The organism is Corynebacterium jeikeium (genome assembly GCF_000738175.1).
GTDB lineage: Bacteria > Actinomycetota > Actinomycetes > Mycobacteriales > Mycobacteriaceae > Corynebacterium > Corynebacterium jeikeium_C.
This window is the reverse complement of the sequence record NZ_JFCH01000055.1, coordinates 17,740-37,613: the sequence shown is the minus strand read 5'-3', so window position 1 is coordinate 37,613 and position 19,874 is coordinate 17,740. Positions and strand designations below refer to the sequence as shown.

At 63.4% G+C, this 19,874-nt stretch carries 18 protein-coding genes; 9 read left to right on the top strand and 9 right to left on the bottom strand.

All coding sequences use genetic code 11. From position 1 onward, the window contains the following. Window positions 1-82: 82 nt before the first annotated feature. Both JQ46_RS09070 and JQ46_RS09065 read right to left on the bottom strand, forming a co-directional pair. Entirely contained in the window at window positions 83-337 is a 255-nt protein-coding gene (locus tag JQ46_RS09070) for a type II toxin-antitoxin system Phd/YefM family antitoxin (RefSeq protein WP_034987493.1), read from the bottom strand. Window positions 338-346: 9 nt separating this feature from the next. Further along, complete coding sequence (locus tag JQ46_RS09065; protein ID WP_237744793.1) at window positions 347-1,591, bottom strand: glycosyltransferase 87 family protein; 1,245 nt, start codon at window positions 1,589-1,591, stop codon at window positions 347-349. Here JQ46_RS09065 and JQ46_RS11365 point away from each other — a divergent pair. The 6 genes from JQ46_RS11365 to JQ46_RS09040 all read left to right on the top strand — a co-directional run bounded on the left by JQ46_RS11365 (window position 1,590) and on the right by JQ46_RS09040 (window position 6,362). Beyond that, entirely contained in the window at window positions 1,590-1,823 is a 234-nt protein-coding gene (locus JQ46_RS11365) for a hypothetical protein (protein ID WP_192817263.1), read from the top strand. The genes JQ46_RS09065 and JQ46_RS11365 overlap by 2 nt on opposite strands. Continuing rightward, the gene (locus JQ46_RS09060; RefSeq protein WP_034987489.1) at window positions 1,820-2,737 is read left to right on the top strand and encodes an ABC transporter ATP-binding protein; all 918 of its coding nucleotides are present in this window, start codon (window positions 1,820-1,822) and stop codon (window positions 2,735-2,737) included. The genes JQ46_RS11365 and JQ46_RS09060 overlap by 4 nt, the downstream gene beginning before the upstream one ends. Window positions 2,738-2,739: 2 nt before the next feature. Further along, window positions 2,740-3,501 (top strand): ABC transporter permease, encoded by a 762-nt coding sequence (locus tag JQ46_RS09055; protein ID WP_034987486.1) that lies wholly within the window; start codon window positions 2,740-2,742, stop codon window positions 3,499-3,501. After that, window positions 3,501-4,628: a sensor histidine kinase gene (locus JQ46_RS09050; protein ID WP_034987483.1), complete on the top strand. Its 1,128-nt coding sequence runs from the start codon at window positions 3,501-3,503 to the stop codon at window positions 4,626-4,628. Before JQ46_RS09055 ends, JQ46_RS09050 begins: the two co-directional genes overlap by 1 nt. Beyond that, entirely contained in the window at window positions 4,625-5,227 is a 603-nt protein-coding gene (locus JQ46_RS09045) for a response regulator transcription factor (RefSeq protein WP_034987480.1), read from the top strand. The genes JQ46_RS09050 and JQ46_RS09045 overlap by 4 nt, the downstream gene beginning before the upstream one ends. 91 nt (window positions 5,228-5,318) lie before the next feature. Continuing rightward, the gene (locus JQ46_RS09040; RefSeq protein WP_034987477.1) at window positions 5,319-6,362 is read left to right on the top strand and encodes a glycerophosphodiester phosphodiesterase family protein; all 1,044 of its coding nucleotides are present in this window, start codon (window positions 5,319-5,321) and stop codon (window positions 6,360-6,362) included. Here the strand turns inward: JQ46_RS09040 and JQ46_RS09035 are convergent. Next, window positions 6,359-8,053: an ABC-ATPase domain-containing protein gene (locus JQ46_RS09035; protein ID WP_034987475.1), complete on the bottom strand. Its 1,695-nt coding sequence runs from the start codon at window positions 8,051-8,053 to the stop codon at window positions 6,359-6,361. The two genes, JQ46_RS09040 and JQ46_RS09035, sit on opposite strands and share 4 nt — an antisense overlap. A 371-nt stretch (window positions 8,054-8,424) precedes the next feature. Here JQ46_RS09035 and JQ46_RS09030 point away from each other — a divergent pair, with 371 nt between their 5' ends. Beyond that, window positions 8,425-10,053: an aspartate:alanine exchanger family transporter gene (locus JQ46_RS09030; protein ID WP_034987473.1), complete on the top strand. Its 1,629-nt coding sequence runs from the start codon at window positions 8,425-8,427 to the stop codon at window positions 10,051-10,053. 23 nt (window positions 10,054-10,076) lie between these two features. Here the strand turns inward: JQ46_RS09030 and JQ46_RS09025 are convergent, their stop codons facing one another. Continuing rightward, on the bottom strand, window positions 10,077-11,543 hold the full coding sequence (locus tag JQ46_RS09025; protein ID WP_034987470.1) for a glyceraldehyde-3-phosphate dehydrogenase: 1,467 nt from the start codon (window positions 11,541-11,543) through the stop codon (window positions 10,077-10,079). Between the two features lie 140 nt (window positions 11,544-11,683). On the opposite strand from JQ46_RS09025, the gene JQ46_RS09020 reads away from it, so the two are divergent. Continuing rightward, complete coding sequence (locus tag JQ46_RS09020) at window positions 11,684-13,372, top strand: formate--tetrahydrofolate ligase (RefSeq protein ID WP_034987468.1); 1,689 nt, start codon at window positions 11,684-11,686, stop codon at window positions 13,370-13,372. 95 nt (window positions 13,373-13,467) lie between these two features. Then, on the top strand, window positions 13,468-14,127 hold the full coding sequence (gene trhA, locus JQ46_RS09015) for a PAQR family membrane homeostasis protein TrhA (protein WP_034987635.1): 660 nt from the start codon (window positions 13,468-13,470) through the stop codon (window positions 14,125-14,127). A gap of 29 nt (window positions 14,128-14,156) precedes the next feature. Here trhA and der read toward each other — a convergent pair whose 3' ends face one another. From der to JQ46_RS08990, 5 genes are all read right to left on the bottom strand, one after another. Continuing rightward, a complete protein-coding gene (gene der / locus JQ46_RS09010; RefSeq protein ID WP_034987466.1) occupies window positions 14,157-16,490 on the bottom strand; it encodes a bifunctional cytidylate kinase/GTPase Der in 2,334 nt (777 codons plus the stop codon). Window positions 16,491-16,574: 84 nt separating this feature from the next. Continuing rightward, complete coding sequence (locus JQ46_RS09005) at window positions 16,575-17,447, bottom strand: pseudouridine synthase (RefSeq protein WP_034987463.1); 873 nt, start codon at window positions 17,445-17,447, stop codon at window positions 16,575-16,577. Between the two features lie 64 nt (window positions 17,448-17,511). Then, window positions 17,512-18,108 (bottom strand): SMC-Scp complex subunit ScpB, encoded by a 597-nt coding sequence (gene scpB / locus JQ46_RS09000; protein WP_034987460.1) that lies wholly within the window; start codon window positions 18,106-18,108, stop codon window positions 17,512-17,514. A 33-nt stretch (window positions 18,109-18,141) separates the two neighbouring features. Further along, window positions 18,142-18,966 (bottom strand): segregation and condensation protein A, encoded by an 825-nt coding sequence (locus JQ46_RS08995; RefSeq protein WP_034987633.1) that lies wholly within the window; start codon window positions 18,964-18,966, stop codon window positions 18,142-18,144. Between the two features lie 7 nt (window positions 18,967-18,973). Beyond that, on the bottom strand, window positions 18,974-19,867 hold the full coding sequence (locus JQ46_RS08990; RefSeq protein WP_005294544.1) for a ParA family protein: 894 nt from the start codon (window positions 19,865-19,867) through the stop codon (window positions 18,974-18,976). Window positions 19,868-19,874 lie beyond the last annotated feature (7 nt).

Genomic DNA, 19,874 nt, shown 5'->3' with positions numbered 1-19,874 from the left:
CAGCTCCCGTAGTGGTAGCGACAATCCGCTGTCTGCCACCACAAATAGTCCCCCCAGGCAGACTCATCCCAAACGGGAACCATTAGTCCTCAATGAAGTCGTGGTGAGCGCCGCGCCCCCGCTCCAAGTTCTCGATGGAGTCGAGAAGGCGGCGAGCGTTCTCGGCAGAACGCAAAAGGTAGGCAGTTTCTCGCAGCGATTCGTACTCGGAAAGCGAAACGATCACGACATCCTCGTGACCAGCCCGGGTAATAATGGCTTCCTCACGGTTGTCGACAACATCGCTGAGCACCTTCGCGTAGTTCGCGCGGAATTCGGTATAACTAAACGTTTTCACAACACACCTTTACAGAGAATCAGCAGCGGCGCGCTCGGTCCCAGTAGCTCGGCGGTCCGTGAAGTACCGGACCGCGTAGTACGCCGCGGCCACCACAACGAAGGCCACGCCCAGGAAGGTGAAGGCGCCCTGCCACAGCGGGTTATCGTGAGCCACGCCCTGGCCGAAGAAGCCGAACCTGCGGGACGTGGCGTTGCTGACGAAAGGCAGGAACACCACCGTCAATACCGCCACCACTGCGAAGCTCAGGAGCTGCTCAACAACCCAGCCCAGCACTCCCTTCACCTTGTCTGAGACCGCCTGTACCAGCTGGAACCCGGCGTCCAGAAAAACGACAAAGAGCGGCACCAAGAACACCCAGTGGTGATACCAGCTAAACGGCGAGATGATGCAGGCAACAACTCCGCCAAGGGCCATAATCATCGAGTAGTTACCGCGACGGTAGCAGCCCAGGACCACGATGCTGTACAGCGCCACGATGGCGACAACGCCGACGAGCCACAGCACCGTGTTGTCGTAACCGAGGCGGTGCAAGACTGCGCCGAGGGACTGCGCGCCGGGATTGTCCTCGCCGCCGATGCGCTGGGTTTCGAAGATCTTGGTCTGCCAGAAAGACTTGGCGTCCGGGACGAACAGGAAGCCGATGCCGACAGTCGCGAAAATCGTTACGGTCATGTAGACCATCGCGCGCCAGCGCCTCCCCAGCAACAATGGCAAGTAGAAGAACACTGGGGTCAACTTAATGCCGGCGGCCACACCACTGAATACGCCGCCGCCCTTGTTGCCGGTGCGCCTGCGCAGGAAATCCAGGGCAACCAAGCCCATGAGGAAGATGTTGATCTGGCCCCAGAAGAAGGTGCCGAAAACCGGGGCCAAGTGGATGGAAGCGACTAGTGCTGCCAGGGAAACGAGGACCAGCCCCGGGGACCAGGCATAACCGCGTTCGCGGAAGACCCCGATAATCACAGCAAACAGCACCAAGGCAGTGCGGCCTAGCCAGATACTCGCCGCAACCTCGAACCGCGCCAGTGGCAATACTCTAAAAATCACGCCCGAAAACGGAGGATAAGTAAATGGAAGGCCCCCGACGAAGGGCTGGGAGTACAATTCCTGCCCGCTGTTCAGGGCAATCGCAGCGTTGTAATAGACCTTGAAGTCCGTCGGCCACTTGAAGAGGTTCGTGAACCAGGAGGCGCGAACCTCCGGCAGGGTAAGCCGATACACCGCATAGGCAGCGAGAAGAGCGAACGCCATGAACGCACCAAAAGCGCCCGGCAGCCTCTTGGAGGCGCCGCGCGAAGTGGTGGAAGCTATAAAACTCATCTCGTTTACTTTAAAACGCAAATCGTTGCTTTTTGGTTACCACGACCAAGCAACGAAGAAATTTAAGAAGAATTTCTCCAGCACCCATGACAAACGTCATGGTGCATTTCGTGACGAAAACTATGCGTGCACTTTTCAGGCCCGAAATAACGTGAAACCATGAGTGCGACACAACTGGCCCACGCCATAGAAGTATCCGGAATCAGCAAGACCTTCAAGCCACGCTCCAACAAACCGGTGCACGCGCTGAAGGACGTAAGCCTAAGCGTTCGCCCTGGCGAGATCATTGCACTGCTCGGCACCAACGGTGCGGGCAAGACCACGCTTGTAGATCTGATTTTGGGGCTTACTTCCCCGACCGCCGGGACGGTGAGAGTCATGGGCCGCTCCCCCAAGCAGGCCGTATACAACCAAAACATCAGCGCACTGATGCAGACCGGTGGCCTGCTCCACGAACTGACCGTGAAGGACACTGTGGAAATGATCGCCGCCGCGTTCCCGGAGCACCTGCCCCTCGACGAGGTTATCGAGCAGGCCAACCTGGAGCCGATCTACAAGCGCCGCGTAGGCAAGTGCTCCGGCGGCGAGCAGCAGCGCCTTCGCTTCGCCCTAGCAATCCTCGGCAACCCGGACATCCTCATCCTCGATGAGCCCACCGCAGGTATGGACGCCGGCGCCCGTCACCGCTTCTGGGACTCCATGAAACACCAGGCCCAGCTTGGCCGCACGATTATCTTTGCCACCCACTATCTAGAGGAAGCGGAAGACTTCGCCCAGCGCATCGTGCTTATGCACAAAGGCGAGATTATCGCCGACGGCACCACTGACGAACTACGACACATGAGCGCCAACCGAGTGGTCAGCGCCGAGTTCCCGGGCGGATTCCCCGACCTCTCGAGCATTAGGGGCGTCATAAAGAGCGAAGTAAACGGCCGCCGCCTTCGTATCACAACCAACGACTCTGACGCGCTTGCCCGGTACCTGTTGACGGAAACTGACGCCCGCGATCTCGACATCACTAGCCACAGCCTAGAGGACACGTTCCTTGCGCTGACGAACGAAAACCAGGAGGCCTAGCAATGAGCACCACACTAAAATTCGCCGGCCACGAGCTGCTACGCCTGCGCCGGGACATGACCACCTTGTTCTTCAGCGTCGGTCTGCCAATCTTCTTCTACCTGATTTTCGGCGCAATGCAGGAATATGGCGATCAGGAAATGAACGGCGGTAACGTCTCCGCATTCGTCATGCTGGGCATGGCCTTCTACGCCGGCGTGGTAGGCGCGGTCGGCGCAGCGGGTACTTCCGTGACAGATAACCGCAGTGGTTGGGGCAGGCAGCTGGCCCTTACTCCCCTGCGCCCGTGGCAGCTAGCCTTCGCCAATGGGCTGAGCATCGCCGTGCGTGCGGTGCTGCCGATCGTGGCCGTGTTTATGGTCGGCGGACTGACCCGGGCCCACATGCAGGCCGACCAGTGGGCGTTGAGCTTCATTGCCTGTGTGCTGTGTTCTATCCCCTTTGGCTTCTACGGCTTGGCGTGGACGCTGACTATTCCGAAGGAGAACACAGTGGCCATCGCCACTGCCTCCATCGTGATCCTGGCCTTCGCCGGAAACGTTTTTATGCCACTCAGCGGATCGCTTCTGCAGGTGGGCCGTTTCACTCCGATGTACGGCGCGATGACGCTGGTTCGCTGGCCGCTGGCCGAAGGTGCGCAACTGCTTGATGATGGATTTATGTACGACCCGATGTGGTACGCCTGGGTTAGCATCGCGGTATGGACGGCGATCTTCGTAGGCTTCTGCCTGCTGATGGGCAAGCGCGACAAGGAACGCAGCTAATGCGCCCTTTCGACGGGTTCCGGCTGAACTCCGCCATCTTCGCTTCAATATGGCTGGTATTCCTGGTGCCCGTCGCTCTGCAGGTTTACATGGGGGAAGGATTCTCTACTACGGCGAAAGCCTGGATGACAGTATGCCTGCTGGCTTTCGGCGCGTTCTACTTCTACGCCTTCGGCTCGCTGAAGTACTTCCCCCGTGACTGGGGAACACTTGCGCGGGCACTGCTGCGCTGGGGCATACTGCTAGCCATTGCGTTGGCCAGCGTGCCAGCGATGCAGGCTGGCGCGGTGGCCTTTGCCCCCTACCTGGCCGCGATGTTGGGATTCACGGTGACGCTACGAAAGGCGCTGCCGATCGTGGTGGCAACGGGTGTGCTCGGGACTGTCGCTGTGTGGAACTGGTCGCCGGACGACCTTACCTGGGCTGCATTCACCCTTTTCGGCATGCCGCTGATGCTCGTCGCACTTGGGATCTTCAGCCAATACGATGAATCCCGCCACAAGCTGCGACACGACCTGGACCTGGCGCAGCAACGGGAGGACATTGCCACCGATGTGCACGATCTGCTGGGCCACTCGCTGACGGTGATCAACCTGAAGTCCGAGGTCGCCAGGCGGGCAATGGACAACAACCCCGAGCAGGCTAAGCAGGAACTCAAGGAAATCAGCGACCTCTCCCGCCTAGCCTTGGCGGAGGTGCGTTCGACGGTCACCCGAATGCGCACACCCACCTTCGCCGGTGAGCTGCAGGCGGCGCGCCGGGCTTTGGAAACTAAGGGCGTCACCGCGCATCTACCCGAACTCCTGAAGGCACCGGGCGCACACGACGCGGTGTTTTCCTGGGGGCTGCGTGAGCTCACGACAAACGTGGTGCGGCACTCCGGGGCGAGCGCGTGCTGGGTGAGCGTCAATGCCCACAAGCTGCAGGTTACCGACGACGGCTGCGGGTTTAACGGTAATACCACGCAGGGTACCGGCGGTTTGGCCGGCCTGCGCGAGAGGGTCGAGGCAGCCGGCGGGCAGCTGATCGTACGCCGCGAACGGGGTCTGAGTACGGTGTTGATCGCTATGGAAGGCGACGACGAACTAATCGACGACGGCGCAGTAGCGAAGGAGGCCACCCGATGACCATTCGAGTACTACTCGCCGAGGATCAATCGCTGGTGCGCGGGGCACTGATCGCGCTGCTCAACGCGGAGCCGGACATCGAAGTCGTTGCCGAATGCGCGACCGGGACCGAGGCCGTGGCTCTCGCGCAGCAGCAGCCCATCGACGTGGCTCTGCTGGACATCGAGATGCCGGGGCTAAACGGCATCGATGCCGCGAAGGAGCTAGCCAGTAATCGGTGCCGCTGCCTGATCGTGACGACATTCGGCAAGGCCGGGTACGTCAAGCGGGCGATGGAGGTGGGCGTAGACGGGTTCATCGTTAAGGACACGCCTCCCGAGGAGCTCGCCGATGCGATCCGGCGGGTCCATGCCGGGCTGCGCGTTATCGACCCGACGCTCGCTCAGGAAAGTCTATTGACGCCCGATAATCCCCTTAGCGAGAGGGAAACCGAGGTGTGCCAGCAGCTTTTCGAGGGCAAGAGCTCCCCTTCCATCGCCAAGGCGCTGCACCTCTCGCCGGGGACTGTGCGTAATCACATCTCCAGCATCATGGCGAAGACGGGCGCGGGGAATCGCTACGAGGCGGCGCACCTAGCGAAGACGAATGGGTGGATTTAGCTCGCGCTGCCGAGTAGCTGAACGGCTGTTAGGTTTATGTGAGTTACTTCACGACTCCACCGCAGCACTCACGACTCGCAGTTAGGAATACATGAAGACATCCCTCACCTGGCGCAAGACCGCTGCCGCAGCAGTGGCCGCCATCGTTTCCCTCGGTTCCGCCGGCACCGCAGTTGCCGCGCAGGGTTCCATCGCCGGATCCTCCTTCAGCTTCGGCTCCTCCATCGCTGGTTCCTCCAAGCCTCAACCAAAAGAACCGCAGGGCTTCGACCTGCAGTCCCACCGTGGTGGCCGCGGCGAATACACAGAGCAATCTCGCAAGGCATTCGAAGAGTCTGTGAAGATGGGCGTATCCACCCTGGAACTGGACATCGTCTTAGCCGAGGATGGCACTCCAGTTGTTTGGCACGACCCGGTGATCCAGGCCGAGAAGTGCACCGACACCAAGCCCGCCACCGAAAACGACCCAGAGTTCCCCTACGTAGGCAAGCTCATCCATGAGCTGAACTGGAAGCAGCTGCAGACCCTGAACTGCAACAAGGTGCTGAAGGACTTCCCGGATGCGAAGGCCGAGGAAGAAAACAAGCTGCTGCAACTGCAAGATGTGTTCGACATCGCCGCTGCGGACCCGCAGATGCGTTTCAACATCGAAACCAAGATCGAGGCAGAAGAACCCGAGAAGTCCGCCGAGCCGCAGGAGTTCGTCGACGCGATCCTGCCGGTCGTGCGCGCCAACAAGGCCACATCCCGCACCACCATCCAGTCCTTCGACTGGCGCTCGCTGCCGCTGGTGCGCAAGGCCCAGCCGGATATTTCTCTGGCACTTCTCTACAGCGCCAAGACGTGGGCCTCCGGCTCCAAGTGGACCGGTGATGTGGACTACGACCAGGTTGGCGGCGACGTAAACAAGGCCGCGACCCAGCTGGGCGCGGAGATCCTCTCCCCGGAATACAAGCTGGCCACACCGGAGAACGTGGCCTCCGCCCACGAGGCCGGCCTGCAGGTTCTGCCGTGGACGGTCAATGAGAAGCCCGACATGCAGGCCGTGATCGACGCGAAGGTCGACGGTCTGATCACCGACTATCCGACCCGCGGCATGGAGGTTCTCAAGGAGAACAAGCTCCAAGTCCTCTAGGCGAGCTTGAGCTCCCGGTAGCGGTTTGCCGCAGCCAGGATTTCCGCCCCGCGCGGGCGACTCAGGTGTCCGGGATGATCACGCCCCGGCGCCAGCACGGCCAGGCCCTTCTCGGTGATCTGCTGCTCCAGGCGAGCAACCAGATCCACCAGCGGGGTCTGGCCATCGGCGTTCTTGGACAACCACTCCAGCGCCGCCGCGATCGCCGCCGTCTGGGACGGCGCAACTAGCTGGCCGACGGCACTCAGGTCAATGTCGGAACGGTCCACGCTGATGGTGGATAGTCCGCGCGGCTTCGGCGGCTTGCGGGAAGATAGAGTCCCGCGCGCGAGGACACGTTCAGCAGTGATGTGGCGGAACTCCCCCGCTTCCTCCATGCCTTCTCTGTTTACCGTGGCCTCCCCCTCCCGCGCGATGTCATGAGCGCGTGCGGTCACCTCGCTGGGACGGTAGGCATCCATCGCAATGACGGTATCGGCCAGCCGCAGATAGGCACCCGAGCCACCAGCGATAAGGACGGTGGAGACCGAGGTGGCGTCATATAAAGAACGAACGCGCTGCACAAACGGGGTGATGGGCTCCTTGTTGTTCGGCACGAGGCGCTGCATGAGCCGGTCGCGGATCATGAAGTTGGTGGCCGAGGTGTCCTCGTCGATGAGCAGAGTGGAGGTGCCTGCGGCGTGCGCTTCGACGACATTGGCGGCCTGGGAGGTGGAGCCCGAGGCGTTCGTGGTGGTGAAGTGGCGGGTATCGGCACCGGTGGGCAAGTTGGTGATAAACGGCGAGATGTCGTCGCCGGTAATCGGGCGGCCATCCTCGGCGCGCACGCTGGCAACGTCGGCGCGGGAGATCACCCACTCACGGCCATCGCCGGCGACGTGCGGGTAGACGCCGCGCTCCAGGGCGCGCAGCAGCGTTGACTTGCCGTGGTAGCCGCCGCCGACGATGACGGTGAGGCCCTCCGGTATGCCCATCCCCGTGACCGTGCGGCCGCTGGGGAGCTCGAAGGTTTGGGAAAGCGACTCCGGGGATTCGAAGGCCGTGGCCTGGTTGGCGGCAAGTGGGCGGTCGCTATCCCCCGCAGCGCGCGGGAGGATCGCGCCGTTGCCGACGAAGGCGACGAGTTTGCGGGGTGTCAGCTGGGCGCGAAGGGCTTCCTGGTCGCGCAGAAGTGCCACGTGATCCTCGAGAGCTTGAACGTCTGCAGGCTCGAAGCGATCGTGCCGCAGGCAGTCGTCGGCGATGTGAGGCAGGTCATCGGCCAGCAGGTGTGCGGCCTGGCGGCCCAGAATCCGGCGGCCTTTGGCGGGGAGGCCGACGAGTAGTCGGGCCTCCACGCGATCAGGGGTGACCAGCACGTGAGTACGTTCAAGGACCTGCTGCCCGATGTCGCCGATGTGGACGTTGCGCGGGCGGTTGGGATCGGCCTGGATCCGCCGGGCCAGGAAGTCGGATACCGCTACCCTGCCGGTGGCATCGTCAACGAGATACTGCGGGATGCCCGCGGCCTGCATGGGCAGGATGAGCCGCACCTTGGAGGGGCTGGCGTAAGGATCGGCCTGCACGCGGTCGATGGAAACCGTTAGCCCCGGTTCGCTATAGGCGCCCTTCAGCTTCTTGTAGGCGCCGTAGCCCGCGCCGTCGAGGCTCTTGGTACGGGAGAAAAGATCCGAGAGAGTGTTTCGTGCCATGTACCCCAGCGTAGGGAAAATTTTTCTCTGACTCTCACCTGCGAAAAGAACGCCTTTCACAATTTTTCCGAGAAAATTGTATCTAGGGCGTAACGCTTAGGGATGACAAACGATTGTTAGTGTGAAGGCGCTAACAAACTCACAAAATCCCTAGCGCCCGCCACTACACACTGAAAGGATCACTCCCATGATTGAACTGATTGCAAACTTCTTCCAGGGTCTCGTTAGCCTGATCGGCGGCGCACTCGCTGGCCTGGCTGGCCTGATCTCCGGCAAGTAAGGTCCGGCCACTCAGAAAGTCCTAATCTGAGGTTTCTCTTGGGTCCCCGCTCACCTCGTGTGGGCGGGGATTTCTTTATAGGATCAAGATCATGCTGGCATTCCTTGCTGAAAATCCGCTGATCGCCCTAGTCATTATCCTCGCCCTCGGTTTCGCCATCGGCAAGATACGCCTCGGCGGCATGTCGCTCGGCACCGCGGCGATTCTCTTCGTCGCCATTGCCTTTTCCACGGCGGATCCCAACATCCAGCTGCCCCCGATCATCTTCCAATTCGGCCTGGCCATCTTCGTCTACGCCATCGGCCTGACGGCTGGACACGCCTTCTTCGCCGACTTCCGCGAGCGCGGCTGGCGCATGATCCTCTTCGTCGTGGTGCTGCTCGTCGGCCTGATGGGCATGACGTGGCTGCTGGTGCCGATCTTCGGCGTGGAGGCCGCCACGGCCACCGGCTCCTTCGCGGCCGCACTGACTTCCACGCCAGGTATGGCGGCCGTCGTGGACATGCTGGAAGGCACCCACCCAGAACTGGCCGCCGATCCCGTCGTCGGCTACTCCCTGGCCTATCCCGGCGGCGTGCTCGGCGCCATCGCCGTGGCCGCCATTGGAACCAAGCTCTTGAAGGTGAACCATCGCCAGGACGCGATCGACGAGGGCGTGCTACACGCGCCACTGGAGCACCGCGGCGTGCGCCTGCGCGAGGACATCGAAGGCTGCGTGCGCGACCTGCGCGCCATCGCAGATTCAAAGATTATCGTCACCCGCTTGGTCCGCCCCCACCACGCCACCGAGGACGTCCAGGAAAAGGATCACAAGCTGGCCTACCCGGATGCAGAGGTGTACCCCGGCATGATCGTGGTGATCACCGGCACACCGGACTCCCTGGACAAGGCCACGGCCGCACTGGGCGAGCAGATCGACATCGACGTGGATAGCTCCTACATCGGCTACCGCCGCATCACTGTTTCTAACCCCAGCATCGCCGGGCGCAGCATCAAGGACATCGACCCAATCAGCCACGGCTTCATCATCGCCCGCATCCGCCGCGGCGACGAAGACCTAGTTCCCGGCCCAGACGACGTGCTCCACTACTCCGATCGCGTGCGAGTGGTGACCCCCAAGCACCGCATCGACGAGGTCTCCCAATTCCTGGGCGATTCCGAACGCTCCCTGGCGGACGTGAACCTGCTGCCTTTCACCCTGGGCTTGGCCATCGGTCTGCTCATCGGTGCGATCCCCATTCCCCTGCCCGGTGGCACCACGCTCAACCTGGGCTTCGGTGGTGGCCCGATCGTTATGGGTCTCATCTTTGGAGCGCTTGCCCGCACCGGCCCCATCGGGTGGCAAATCCCTTATCACGCCAACAAGGCCCTCAGCAGCCTGGGTCTGGCCATCTTCCTAGCTGGCGTGGGCACCATCGCGGGCACGGGTTTCCGCGACGCACTGACGGACATCACGTCCCTGAGCTACATCGCCCTCGGCTTCATCATCACCGTGACCTCAGCCATCGTCTGCGGCCTGGCCGGGCTGTGGCTGCTGCGCCTGAAGTGGGACGAGGCGATGGGCATGGCCGCTGGCGTCTCTACCAACCCCGCGGTGATCAGCTACCTCAACGATCAGGCGGACACGGAGCTGCCCATGCGCGGCTACGCCACCGTCTATCCGGCAGCGATGATCGGCAAGATCATCGGCTGCCAGATGCTCCTGCTGATGCTGCTATAACCCAGCACCAGCACTAGTAACTACTACAGATCCTGCGCAGCGGCACGCTGCGGCAGCACGCGCGGGCGCACGCCGGCGATCTCCTCGACAATGCGGATCACCTGGTTGGAGTAGCCGAACTCGTTGTCGTACCAGACGTAGAGCACCAAGTGGTTGCCGTTGGCAATGGTGGCCAAGCCGTCGACGATGCCCGCGTGGGTGGTGCCGACGAAGTCGGTGGAGACAACCTCAGGGGACTTAATGAAGTCGATCTGCTGGCGCAGGGTGGAGTGCAGGGAGACGCGGCGCAGGAAGTTATTCACCTCGTCGGCCTCAACATCCTGGTTCAGGGTCAGGTTCAGCACTGCCATGGAGACGTCCGGGGTGGGTACGCGGATAGCGTTACCCGTCAGCTTGCCTGCGAACTCCGGCAGAGCCTTAGCCACGGCCTTCGCCGCGCCCGTGGCGGTGAGCACCATGTTCAGGCCTGCAGCGCGGCCACGGCGATCGCCCTTGTGGAAGTTGTCGATCAGGTTCTGGTCGTTGGTGAAGGAGTGCACGGTCTCCACGTGGCCGTGTTCCACGCCGTAGCGGTCGTTGATGACCTTCAGCACCGGGGTGATGCCGTTGGTAGTACAGGACGCCGCAGACAGAATGCGATCATCCTCAGTGATGTCGCCGTGGTTGATGCCGTAGACGATGTTCTTGATGTCACCCTTGCCAGGTGCGGTCAGCAGAACCTTGGACACACCCTTGGCCTCCAGGTGCTGAGACAGGCCATCCCGGTCACGCCACACACCAGTGTTATCCACCACGATTGCGTCGTTGATGCCGTATTCGGTGTAGTCGATCTCCGCCGGGTTGTTGGCGTAGATAATGCGGATCGGGGTGCCGTTGGCCCAGATCGTGTTGTTTTCCTCGTCCGTGGTGATAGTGCCGTCGAAGGCTCCGTGGACGGAGTCGCGGCGCAGCAGAGAAGCACGCTTGATCAGGTCGCCTTCGCCCTTGGAGCGGACGACGACGGCACGCAGGCGCGCACCGCCATAGGTGGCCTCACGGGCAACCAAGATGCGGGCCAGCAGGCGGCCGATGCGGCCGAAGCCGTAGAGGACGATGTCACGGGGCTCGACCTGCTCCGGGCCGCCGATGACCTCCGCCAGCTCGCGCTCCAGGTACTCGCGCAGGGTCAGCCCCTCGGAATCCTTGTTGTAGCGGCTAGCCAGCGATCCAATATCGATGGAGGCAGTGCCCAGGTTCATCTCCACCAGCTCGCGCAGCACGGGCAGGGTCTGCTCCAGCGGCAGCTCTTTTTCCACGACACGGCGGGCGTAGCGGTGGGACTTGATGATGTCAATATCGGTGACGTTGACAAGCAGCCGGCCGAAGATGGAAGTCACCACGTTCTTATCGCGGTGCAGGCGGCTGATCAGCGGCAGCATCTCCTGCGCCACGGCCAGCCGCTCGTTCCAATCACTGTGCAGAGCGCTCTTGGTGTGTGCGTTGTCGGTCATCTATACCTCACTACCTCACTGGAAGTAATCGTTTTGCGAATATTCGGGGGGTTACCCTCTTACCCCCTGAAGTCTAGTTGCCCCCAGCCTTACACCCGCTATTACGGGGGCGATTAGGGGTAGGCGTTTATTCTGGGAATATGACTAACTCTTCTGTAACCAGCAATCCCCAACCCAGCGACGTCGACATCGCACAGGCCCACACTCTGGAGCCCATCACCGCGATCGCGGAGCACGCCGGCATCCCGGAGGCCGCTTTGATTCCCTACGGCCGGACAAAGGCCAAGATCGACGTTCCCGCTTTGCGGGCGGAGCGTGAGGGCGTCACTAAGAAGGGCAAGCTCGTGCTCGTGACCGCAATGAGCCCGACCCCCGCGGGCGAGGGCAAGTCCACCGTGCTGATCGGCCTTGCGGATGCGGTGCGGGCGGCCGGGCGCCAGACGATGGTGGCGATCCGCGAGCCCTCCCAGGGGCCGGTCATGGGCATCAAGGGCGGCGCGGCCGGCGGCGGCTATGCGCAGATTGTGCCAATGGAGGACATTAATCTGCACTTCACCGGCGACATGCACGCCATTACCGCCGCAACCAATACCCTGGCGGCCATTGTCGACAACCACGTGCAGCACGGCAACGCCCTCGGCATCGACCCGCGACGCGTGACGTGGCGGCGCTGCCTGGACGTCAACGACCGCTCGCTGCGCCACGTGGTCACGGGCCTCGGCGGGCCGGGCCAAGGCACTCCGCGCGAGGGCGGGTTCGACATCACGGCGGCCAGCGAGATCATGGCGATCCTGTGCCTGGCCACCGACTTGGAGGACCTGAAGAAGCGCATCGGGCGCATCGTGGTGGGCCAGACTTACGACCGCCAGCCTGTCACCGCGGGCGACCTGAAGTGTGCGGGTGCTATCACCGCCCTGCTGCGCGACGCGATCAACCCGAACCTGGTGCAGACCCTGGGTGGCACCCCTGCCCTGGTGCACGGCGGGCCTTTCGCCAACATCGCGCACGGCTGCAACTCGCTGATCGCAACCACCACGGCACTGGATCTATCGGAGGTTGTGCTGACCGAGGCTGGTTTCGGCAGCGACCTGGGCGCGGAGAAGTTCTTCGACATCAAGTCCCGCGCCGGTAGCCTCGACGTCGCCGCGACGGTCGTGGTGGCCACCATTCGCTCGCTGAAGCACAACGGCGATTCCGTGCTGAAGGCCGGTCTGGCCAACCTGGAGCGCCACGTCAGCAACATCCGCAAGTTCGGCGTGGAACCGGTGGTGGCGCTGAACCTGTTTAGCTCTGATACCGCCACCGAGCGCGCTCAGGTCGCCGACTGGGGCGAGCAATTCGGCGTACGCGTGGTGGAGTGCAACGTGTGGGCCGAGGGCGGTGCCGGCGCGGCGGATCTGGCCTCTGCGGTGTTGGAGGTCGTCGATGGTGTTTCTGGTGAGGACGCCCCCAGCTCCAGCCACCAGATCTATCAGCCCGTCGATGGCGTGGAAGCCACCCTGCACACGCTTGCCACGGAGATCTACGGCGCGGCGGACGTGCAGTTCGGCCCGCAGGCCGTGAAGGACCTGGCGTTTCTAAAGGACAACGGCTGGGACAAGCTGCCGGTGTGCGTGTCGAAGACGCAGTACTCCTTCAGCGATGACCCCAAGGCCCTGGGTGCGCCGAGCGGCCACACCCTGCACGTCCGCGAGCTGGTGCCGCGCATCGGCGCCGGTTTCGTCGTGGCACTCACTGGCGACGTGATGACCCTGCCGGGTCTGCCGAAGAAGCCCGCGGCCGAGCGCATCGATGTTGACGCGCAGGGGGTTATTTCGGGGCTGTTCTAGCTGCGGACGGGCGTAGGCTTTCTTTCGTGCGCGATTCTCAAGTACTCACGAAGAAGCCCTCTCGCCCCGTGTTCGACCGTGGCCCGCGCCCCTATATGCGCGGGCGGCTGCACACCGCCGCCGCATGGTATTTCGGCGGCATGGGCACGGCACTGACCATCGTTGCGGCCTCCAAGTTTCACCTGTCCTGGATGACCATGGCCACGGCGCTGTACGCACTGTGCCTGGCCGGGATGCTCACCGTCAGTGCGCTGTACCACCGCGTGCCGTGGCGCTCCGAGGGTGCGGTAAACAGCTGGCGACGTGCCGACCACGCCATGATCGCGGTCTTCATCGCCGGCACCTACGGGCCGGTAACGGTCGGCGCTTTCGGCGCGCGGTGGTTCACCGGCTGGGGCTGGTTTAACACCGGCGGGCTATGGATCTTGGCCGTCAGCTGGCTGGCCGCCACCGCGGCAGTGGTACTGAACTTGGTGTGGATTGATCACCCGCGGTGGCTGGATGCCACCACGTACCTCACCCTCGGCTGGCTGGCCGCCATCGGCGCCGTGGGCTACTACCAGCAGCTGGGTCTGGCCGTGAGCCTGCTGATGCTGCTGGGCGGGATCATCTACTCCCTCGGCGCAGTGATCTACGCCAAGCAGTGGCCGAACCCCTCCCCGCGCTGGTTCGGATTCCACGAGGTTTTCCACGCCGCCACGATCCTGGCGGCGCTGCTGCACCACATCGCCATCTGGATCCTGGTGCTGCGCTAGAGCCTATTTTTGGCGCCTACTTCTAGCGCCTACTTCTTACGCTTCTTCTCGCGCACACGCACCGCGATGCGCACCGGAGAGCCCTCGAAGCCGAAGGCCTCGCGCAGCTTGCGCTCCAGGAAGCGGCGGTAGCCGTGCTCCAGGAAGCCCGTGGTGAACAGCACGATCACCGGTGGCTTGGTGGATGCCTGGGTGGCAAACAGCACGCGCGGCAGGCGGCCGCCACGCATCGGCGGCGGGGTCTCCGCAATCACCGCACGTAGCCAGGTATTCAGCTGACCGGTGGAGATGCGCTGATCCCAGCTCTCCAAGGCCTCGATCATCGCGGGCTCCAGCTTCTGCAGCGCGCGGCCCGTCTTTGCGGAAATGTTCACGCGGCGGGCCCATGGGACGTGGGAAAGCTGCAGCTCGATCTCCCGCTCCAGCAGGTCGCGACGGTCCTCATCCACCAGGTCCCACTTGTTGTAGGCCACCACCAGGGCACGCCCCGAGTCGAGGATCATGCGAAGCACTCGTTGATCCTGCTCGGCGATGGGCTCGCTGGCGTCAACAAGAAAAACAACGACCTCCGCCGCGTCGATGGCGGAGCGGGTGCGCAGCGAGGCGTAGAACTCGTGGCCGCGCGCGTGCTTCGTCTTCTTGCGGATGCCGGCGGTATCGACGAACTTCCAGGTCTTTTCCTCCAGCTCCACGATGGAGTCGACCGGGTCGACAGTGGTGCCTGCAACGTTGTTGACCACGGAGCGCTCCTCGCCCGTGATCTTGTTCAGCAGAGAGGACTTGCCCACGTTCGGGCGACCGACCAGGGCCACGCGGCGCGGGCCAGAAACGACGGAGAGCTCGCGCGGGTGCTCCGGGAAGACGCGCAGGACCTCGTCCATGACGTCCGCCGCGCCCTTGCCGTGCTGGGCGGACACCGGGTACGGGTTATCCAGGCCCAGCGCCCAGAACTCGGCGACGTCGCCCAGCTGCGCATCCGCATCGCACTTGTTGGCCACCACGATCACGGGCACCTTACTGCGCTGCAGCTTGCGGGCGATGACCTCGTCGGTGGAGGTGATGCCGACCTTCGAGTCGACCACGAAGACGATGACGTCGGCTGTTTCCATGGCGGTCTCCGCCTGGCGGGCGATGGCGGCGTGGATGCCCTTCGCATCCGGATCCCAGCCGCCCGTATCCTGCACCCAGAAGCGGCGGCCGGACCACTCGCCCAGGTAGGAAATACGGTCGCGGGTGACGCCCGGGAAGTCCTCCACCACAGCCTCGCGGCGGCCGATGAAGCGGTTCACCAGGGTGGACTTGCCCACGTTCGGGCGGCCGACGATGGCAACGGTGCACAAGGCCTCCTGCTCGGCCTCCTCGTCGCCGAGCACACCGAAGGCTTCCTCCAGGGCTTCCCAGTCCTCGTCGGATTCCGGCATGTCGCCGCCGCCCTCGAGGGTGAAGTCGTCCGGGCCGGTGATGAAGAATTCGTCGGGGCCGGACTCGTTGCCCTCGTCGAACTCGTCATCGTCGTACTCGGAGAATTCGGCGGCGGAGAAGTCGGACTCCCCCAGCACCTCGCCATCGGCGGTGCGGAAGATCAGCTCCGCCGGGGAATCCAGGCTGTCCGGCTTGGCGCTGGCCAGGGTCAGCTGCGCCAACTTCTCCAGCACTGCGTCGATGTCCATCTCGCCGGTGTCTACAATCACGGCATCCTCTGCCGGGCGGAGCGGAGAGGTCTTACGGGAGGAGTCGGCCTCATCACGGCGCTGCACATCCGCGAGTACAGCCTCGTAGTCCGCGTCTCGGCCAGCTTCCAGGTCCTGATCGTATCGGCGCTGAGCCCGCACCTCGGCGGAGGCCGTCATGAAGATCTTCACGGGGGCGTCCTCAAGAACCACAGTTCCGATGTCGCGCCCCTCGACCACGCAGCGACCGGCGGCGAAGGCCAAAGAGCGCTGCAGGGCCACCAGGTTCTCGCGCACCTCCGGGATGGCGGCGACGGCGGAAACATGCGCGGTAACCTCGGGGCCGCGGATCTCGCCGGAAACGTCGGTGCCGTCCAGCAGCACCTCGGTGGAGGTGGGATCCTCGTTGATCTCCAGCGGCAGGTCGGCGGTGGCGGCGATGATCGCCTCGCGTGCGGACTCCTCGGAAGGGTCGATGCCCTGGCGCAGCACATGCAGCGTGGCTACGCGGTACATGGCGCCGGTATCCAGATATTTCGCGTCCGCGGCGGTAGCCAGGCGGCGGCAGACGGTGGACTTGCCGGTGCCGCTCGGGCCGTCGACGGCGACGATCAGACCGCCGTCCTCAATGTTCTTTGCGCTGGCGAGCTGATCCAGCGCGGAGCCGGGCTCGTAGAAAGGTGCGTTCGTCATAGAAAGGTCGTTCCCCTAATTAATTGTGTGTTTATGTCGGCTGTTCTAGCTGCGCTGGATAGTTACTGGCTCGTTGCTGGCTAACTACAGCCCGACCTTCTTGTACATGCTCTGCAGTTCCGCCTGGTTCAGCGCGCGGATCGTGCCCGGCTTCTGCTCGCCCAGCTGCACGGTGTGGATCTTGGTGCGCACCAGCGCCTGGACCGGGAAGCCGGCCTCCTTCAGCATGCGGCGCACGATGTGCTTGCGCCCCTCGTGCAGCTCCACCTTGATCAGCGACTTGCCTTGCCACACGTCCACGATCTGCACGTTGTCGGCGCGGGCAATGCCGTCGTCCAGCTCCACGCCGTCCTTCAGCTCGCGGATCAGCTTGCGGCTCGCCTCACCCAGCACGGTGGCCATGTAGGTCTTCTTTACTTCGTATTTGGGGTGCATTAGGCGGTTGGCCAGCTCGCCGTCGTTGGTGAGCAGCAGCAGGCCCTCGGTCTGTGCGTCCAGGCGGCCGACGTGGAACAGCCCCTGGCCTTCCTTCAGGCGCGTACCCACCAGGTCTCCCACGCACGGGCGGCCCAGGTCGTCGCTCATCGTGGAGTGCACTCCGCGGGGCTTGTTCAGCACGAAGTAGACCATCTCTTCGTTGACCTGCACGCGCTCGCCATCCACGCGGACGATGTCCACGCTCGGGTCGATGCGGGTGCCCATCTTCACCACGACTTCGCCGTTAACTTCCACGCGACCGGCGGCGATGAGCTTCTCACTCATGCGGCGGCTAGCCACACCCGCAGAAGCCAGCACCTTTTGCAGGCGCACCTGGGCCTTCTCCGAATCTGGCTTGTTGAGTGCGGCCTCTGCCTCCTGCGCCGTCACGTGCTGGCGCTTGGCGGGCTTGGCCTGGGATAGGTAGATGTCTTTCGGAGCGGTCTCCGGTGTGCCGTCTCGGCGAGCGGGTGTGTCCACGGTGTTTCTAGCCCTTCGAACTAAAATCTTGAATTATCAGCCCGAACTATACCCTTCAACCTGCTTAATTGTCGATATTGTCCAGGCTGTCGATGCTGTCCACTTCTGGCAGCAGCGGCGCCAGATCCGGCAGTTCCTCCAGCGATTCGATGCCGATCTGTTCCAGGAAAAGTTCGGTCGTGGAGTACAGGTGCGCTCCGCCCTGCTCCCCCGTCTCGGCGATCAGCCCGCGCAGGGAAAGGGTGCGCATCACGCCGTCGCAGTTCACACCGCGCACCGCCGCCACCTGGCTGCGCGTGACGGGCTGCCGGTAGGCCACCACCGCGAGAGTCTCCAGGGCCGCGCGGCTCAGGCGCTGTTGCGTGCCGTCCAGCAGCTTGGCCTCCACCACGTCCGAGTTCGCGCGCCGCGTGTACAGCCGGAAAGCGCCCTCGTGTTCACGCAGTTCAAAGCCGTTTCCCCGGGCTTCGTACTCCGCCGCGATCTCGTGGAGGGTGCGCGCCACCTCGGCTTCTGGCACCGCGTTGTCCTCGTTGGAAAGCACGCGGGCGAGCTCTGTGGGCGTCACTGCCTCGTCGCTTATCAGCAGCAGCGATTCCACGCGGCTGCGCAGCACCGACACCTGCGGCAGCGGCGCGGGGTTGGGATTTAGATCGCTCATGGTGTGTGCCTTTCTGTTCTTTCTTTGTGACGCCTACTCCCAGTTGCTGGCCGCCACCACCGCCGGGTCGACATCCAGCCCGGTCCAAGCCACCGACATGTCCTGCAGCGGCTCGGGCTGTTCGATGCCTATGGCGCGGGCCTTGTACAGCTCCAACAGTGCCAGGAAGCGGCCTACGACGATCATGTTCAGCTCCGCGTCGGCGACGAGCGCCCCGAAGGTCACCCAGGTGTTCTCGCCGGCGACCTTGAGGGTATTGAGAATCCGCCCGGCCTGCTCCGGCACGGAAACCGCAACCTGGTGGATGTGTCCGGTCTCCACGTGATCGGGCTTAGGGCGGAACACGGCCGCAGCCAGCTCGGCGAACTCGTCGGCGGTCTTGCCGATCTTCACCTCCGGCAGCAGGTTTGCGTGGTGTTCCTCCAGGGACAGGATTGCCGGATAGGCGCGGGCGGCGTCTCGTTGCCAGTCGGCGAAAAGGTCGGCGACCTGCTTGTAGGCGCGGTACTGCAGCAGGCGGGCGAACAGCAGGTCGCGGGTTTCCAGCAGTGCGAGATCTTCCTCGCTGTCCACCTCACCGCGCGGCACCAGGCGGGCCGCTTTAAGGTCCAGCAGCGTGGAGGCGACCACCAAGAACTCCGTGACCTCGTCCAGGTCCTCGGCGCTGGAGCTCAAGTTCTTGGTATAGGCGATGAACTCGTCGGTGACTTGAGCCAGAGCGACCTCAGTGATGTCCAGCTTGTGGGAGTGGATCAGCTGCAGCAGCAGGTCGAACGGGCCATCGAAATTAGCCAGCGCCACCCGGAAGCCAGTGATCTCTGGCTGCTCGGCCTGCTCCGGTTGCTCTGGCTCCTGCACGGGCTGGCTAGATTTGCTGAGCGACGCGCTCAATGACTTCCTTCGCCAGATTCGAATACTGCACCGCGCCAGACGAGCTCGGCGCCCAGGTGTTGATCGGCTCGCCGGCCACCGAGGTCTCCGGGAAGCGCACGGTGCGAGTGATGACGGAATCGAAGACCTTGTCCCCGAACGCTTCCACCAGCCGCTCCATCACCTCGCGGGCGTGCAGGGTGCGGCGGTCGAACATCGTCACCAGGATGCCCAGCACTTCGAGCTTGAAGTTCAGGCGGTCGCGAACCTTATCCACCGTGTCCATCAGCAGCGCCAGACCGCGCAGGGAGAAGTACTCGGACTCCACCGGAATGATCACCGAATCCGCACAGCTCAGCGCGTTGACCGTCAGCAGACCCAGCGAAGGTTGGCAGTCGACGATGATGAAGTCGTAGTCGCGCATCACGGGCCGCAGCGCGCGGGCCAGGGCTTGCTCGCGGCCGACCTCGTTCACCAGCTGGATCTCCGCAGCCGACAGGTCGATATTCGCCGGAACGACGTCCAGACCGTCGACGGGGCTGGAGTGGATGGCGTCAAGAATAGAGGCCGAAGAATCGACCAACAGGTTGTAGACCGTAACGTCCAGCTCGTCGTGGCTAATGCCCAGACCTGCGGACAGTGCGCCCTGCGGGTCCAGGTCCACCAGCAGCACCTTTCGACCAAACGCGGCCAGCGAAGCACCGATGTTGATTGTCGAGGTGGTCTTGCCCACCCCGCCCTTCTGGTTGCACATTGCGATGATGGAAGCCGGGCCGTGGCGGTCCAACGGCTCGGGGTCCGGCAGCTCCTTGATCGGTCGTCCGGTCAGGCCGATGCGCTGATCGGGCTTATCAAACAACGCATCCGCGTGTGACTGTGAACGTGACATCGGCGAT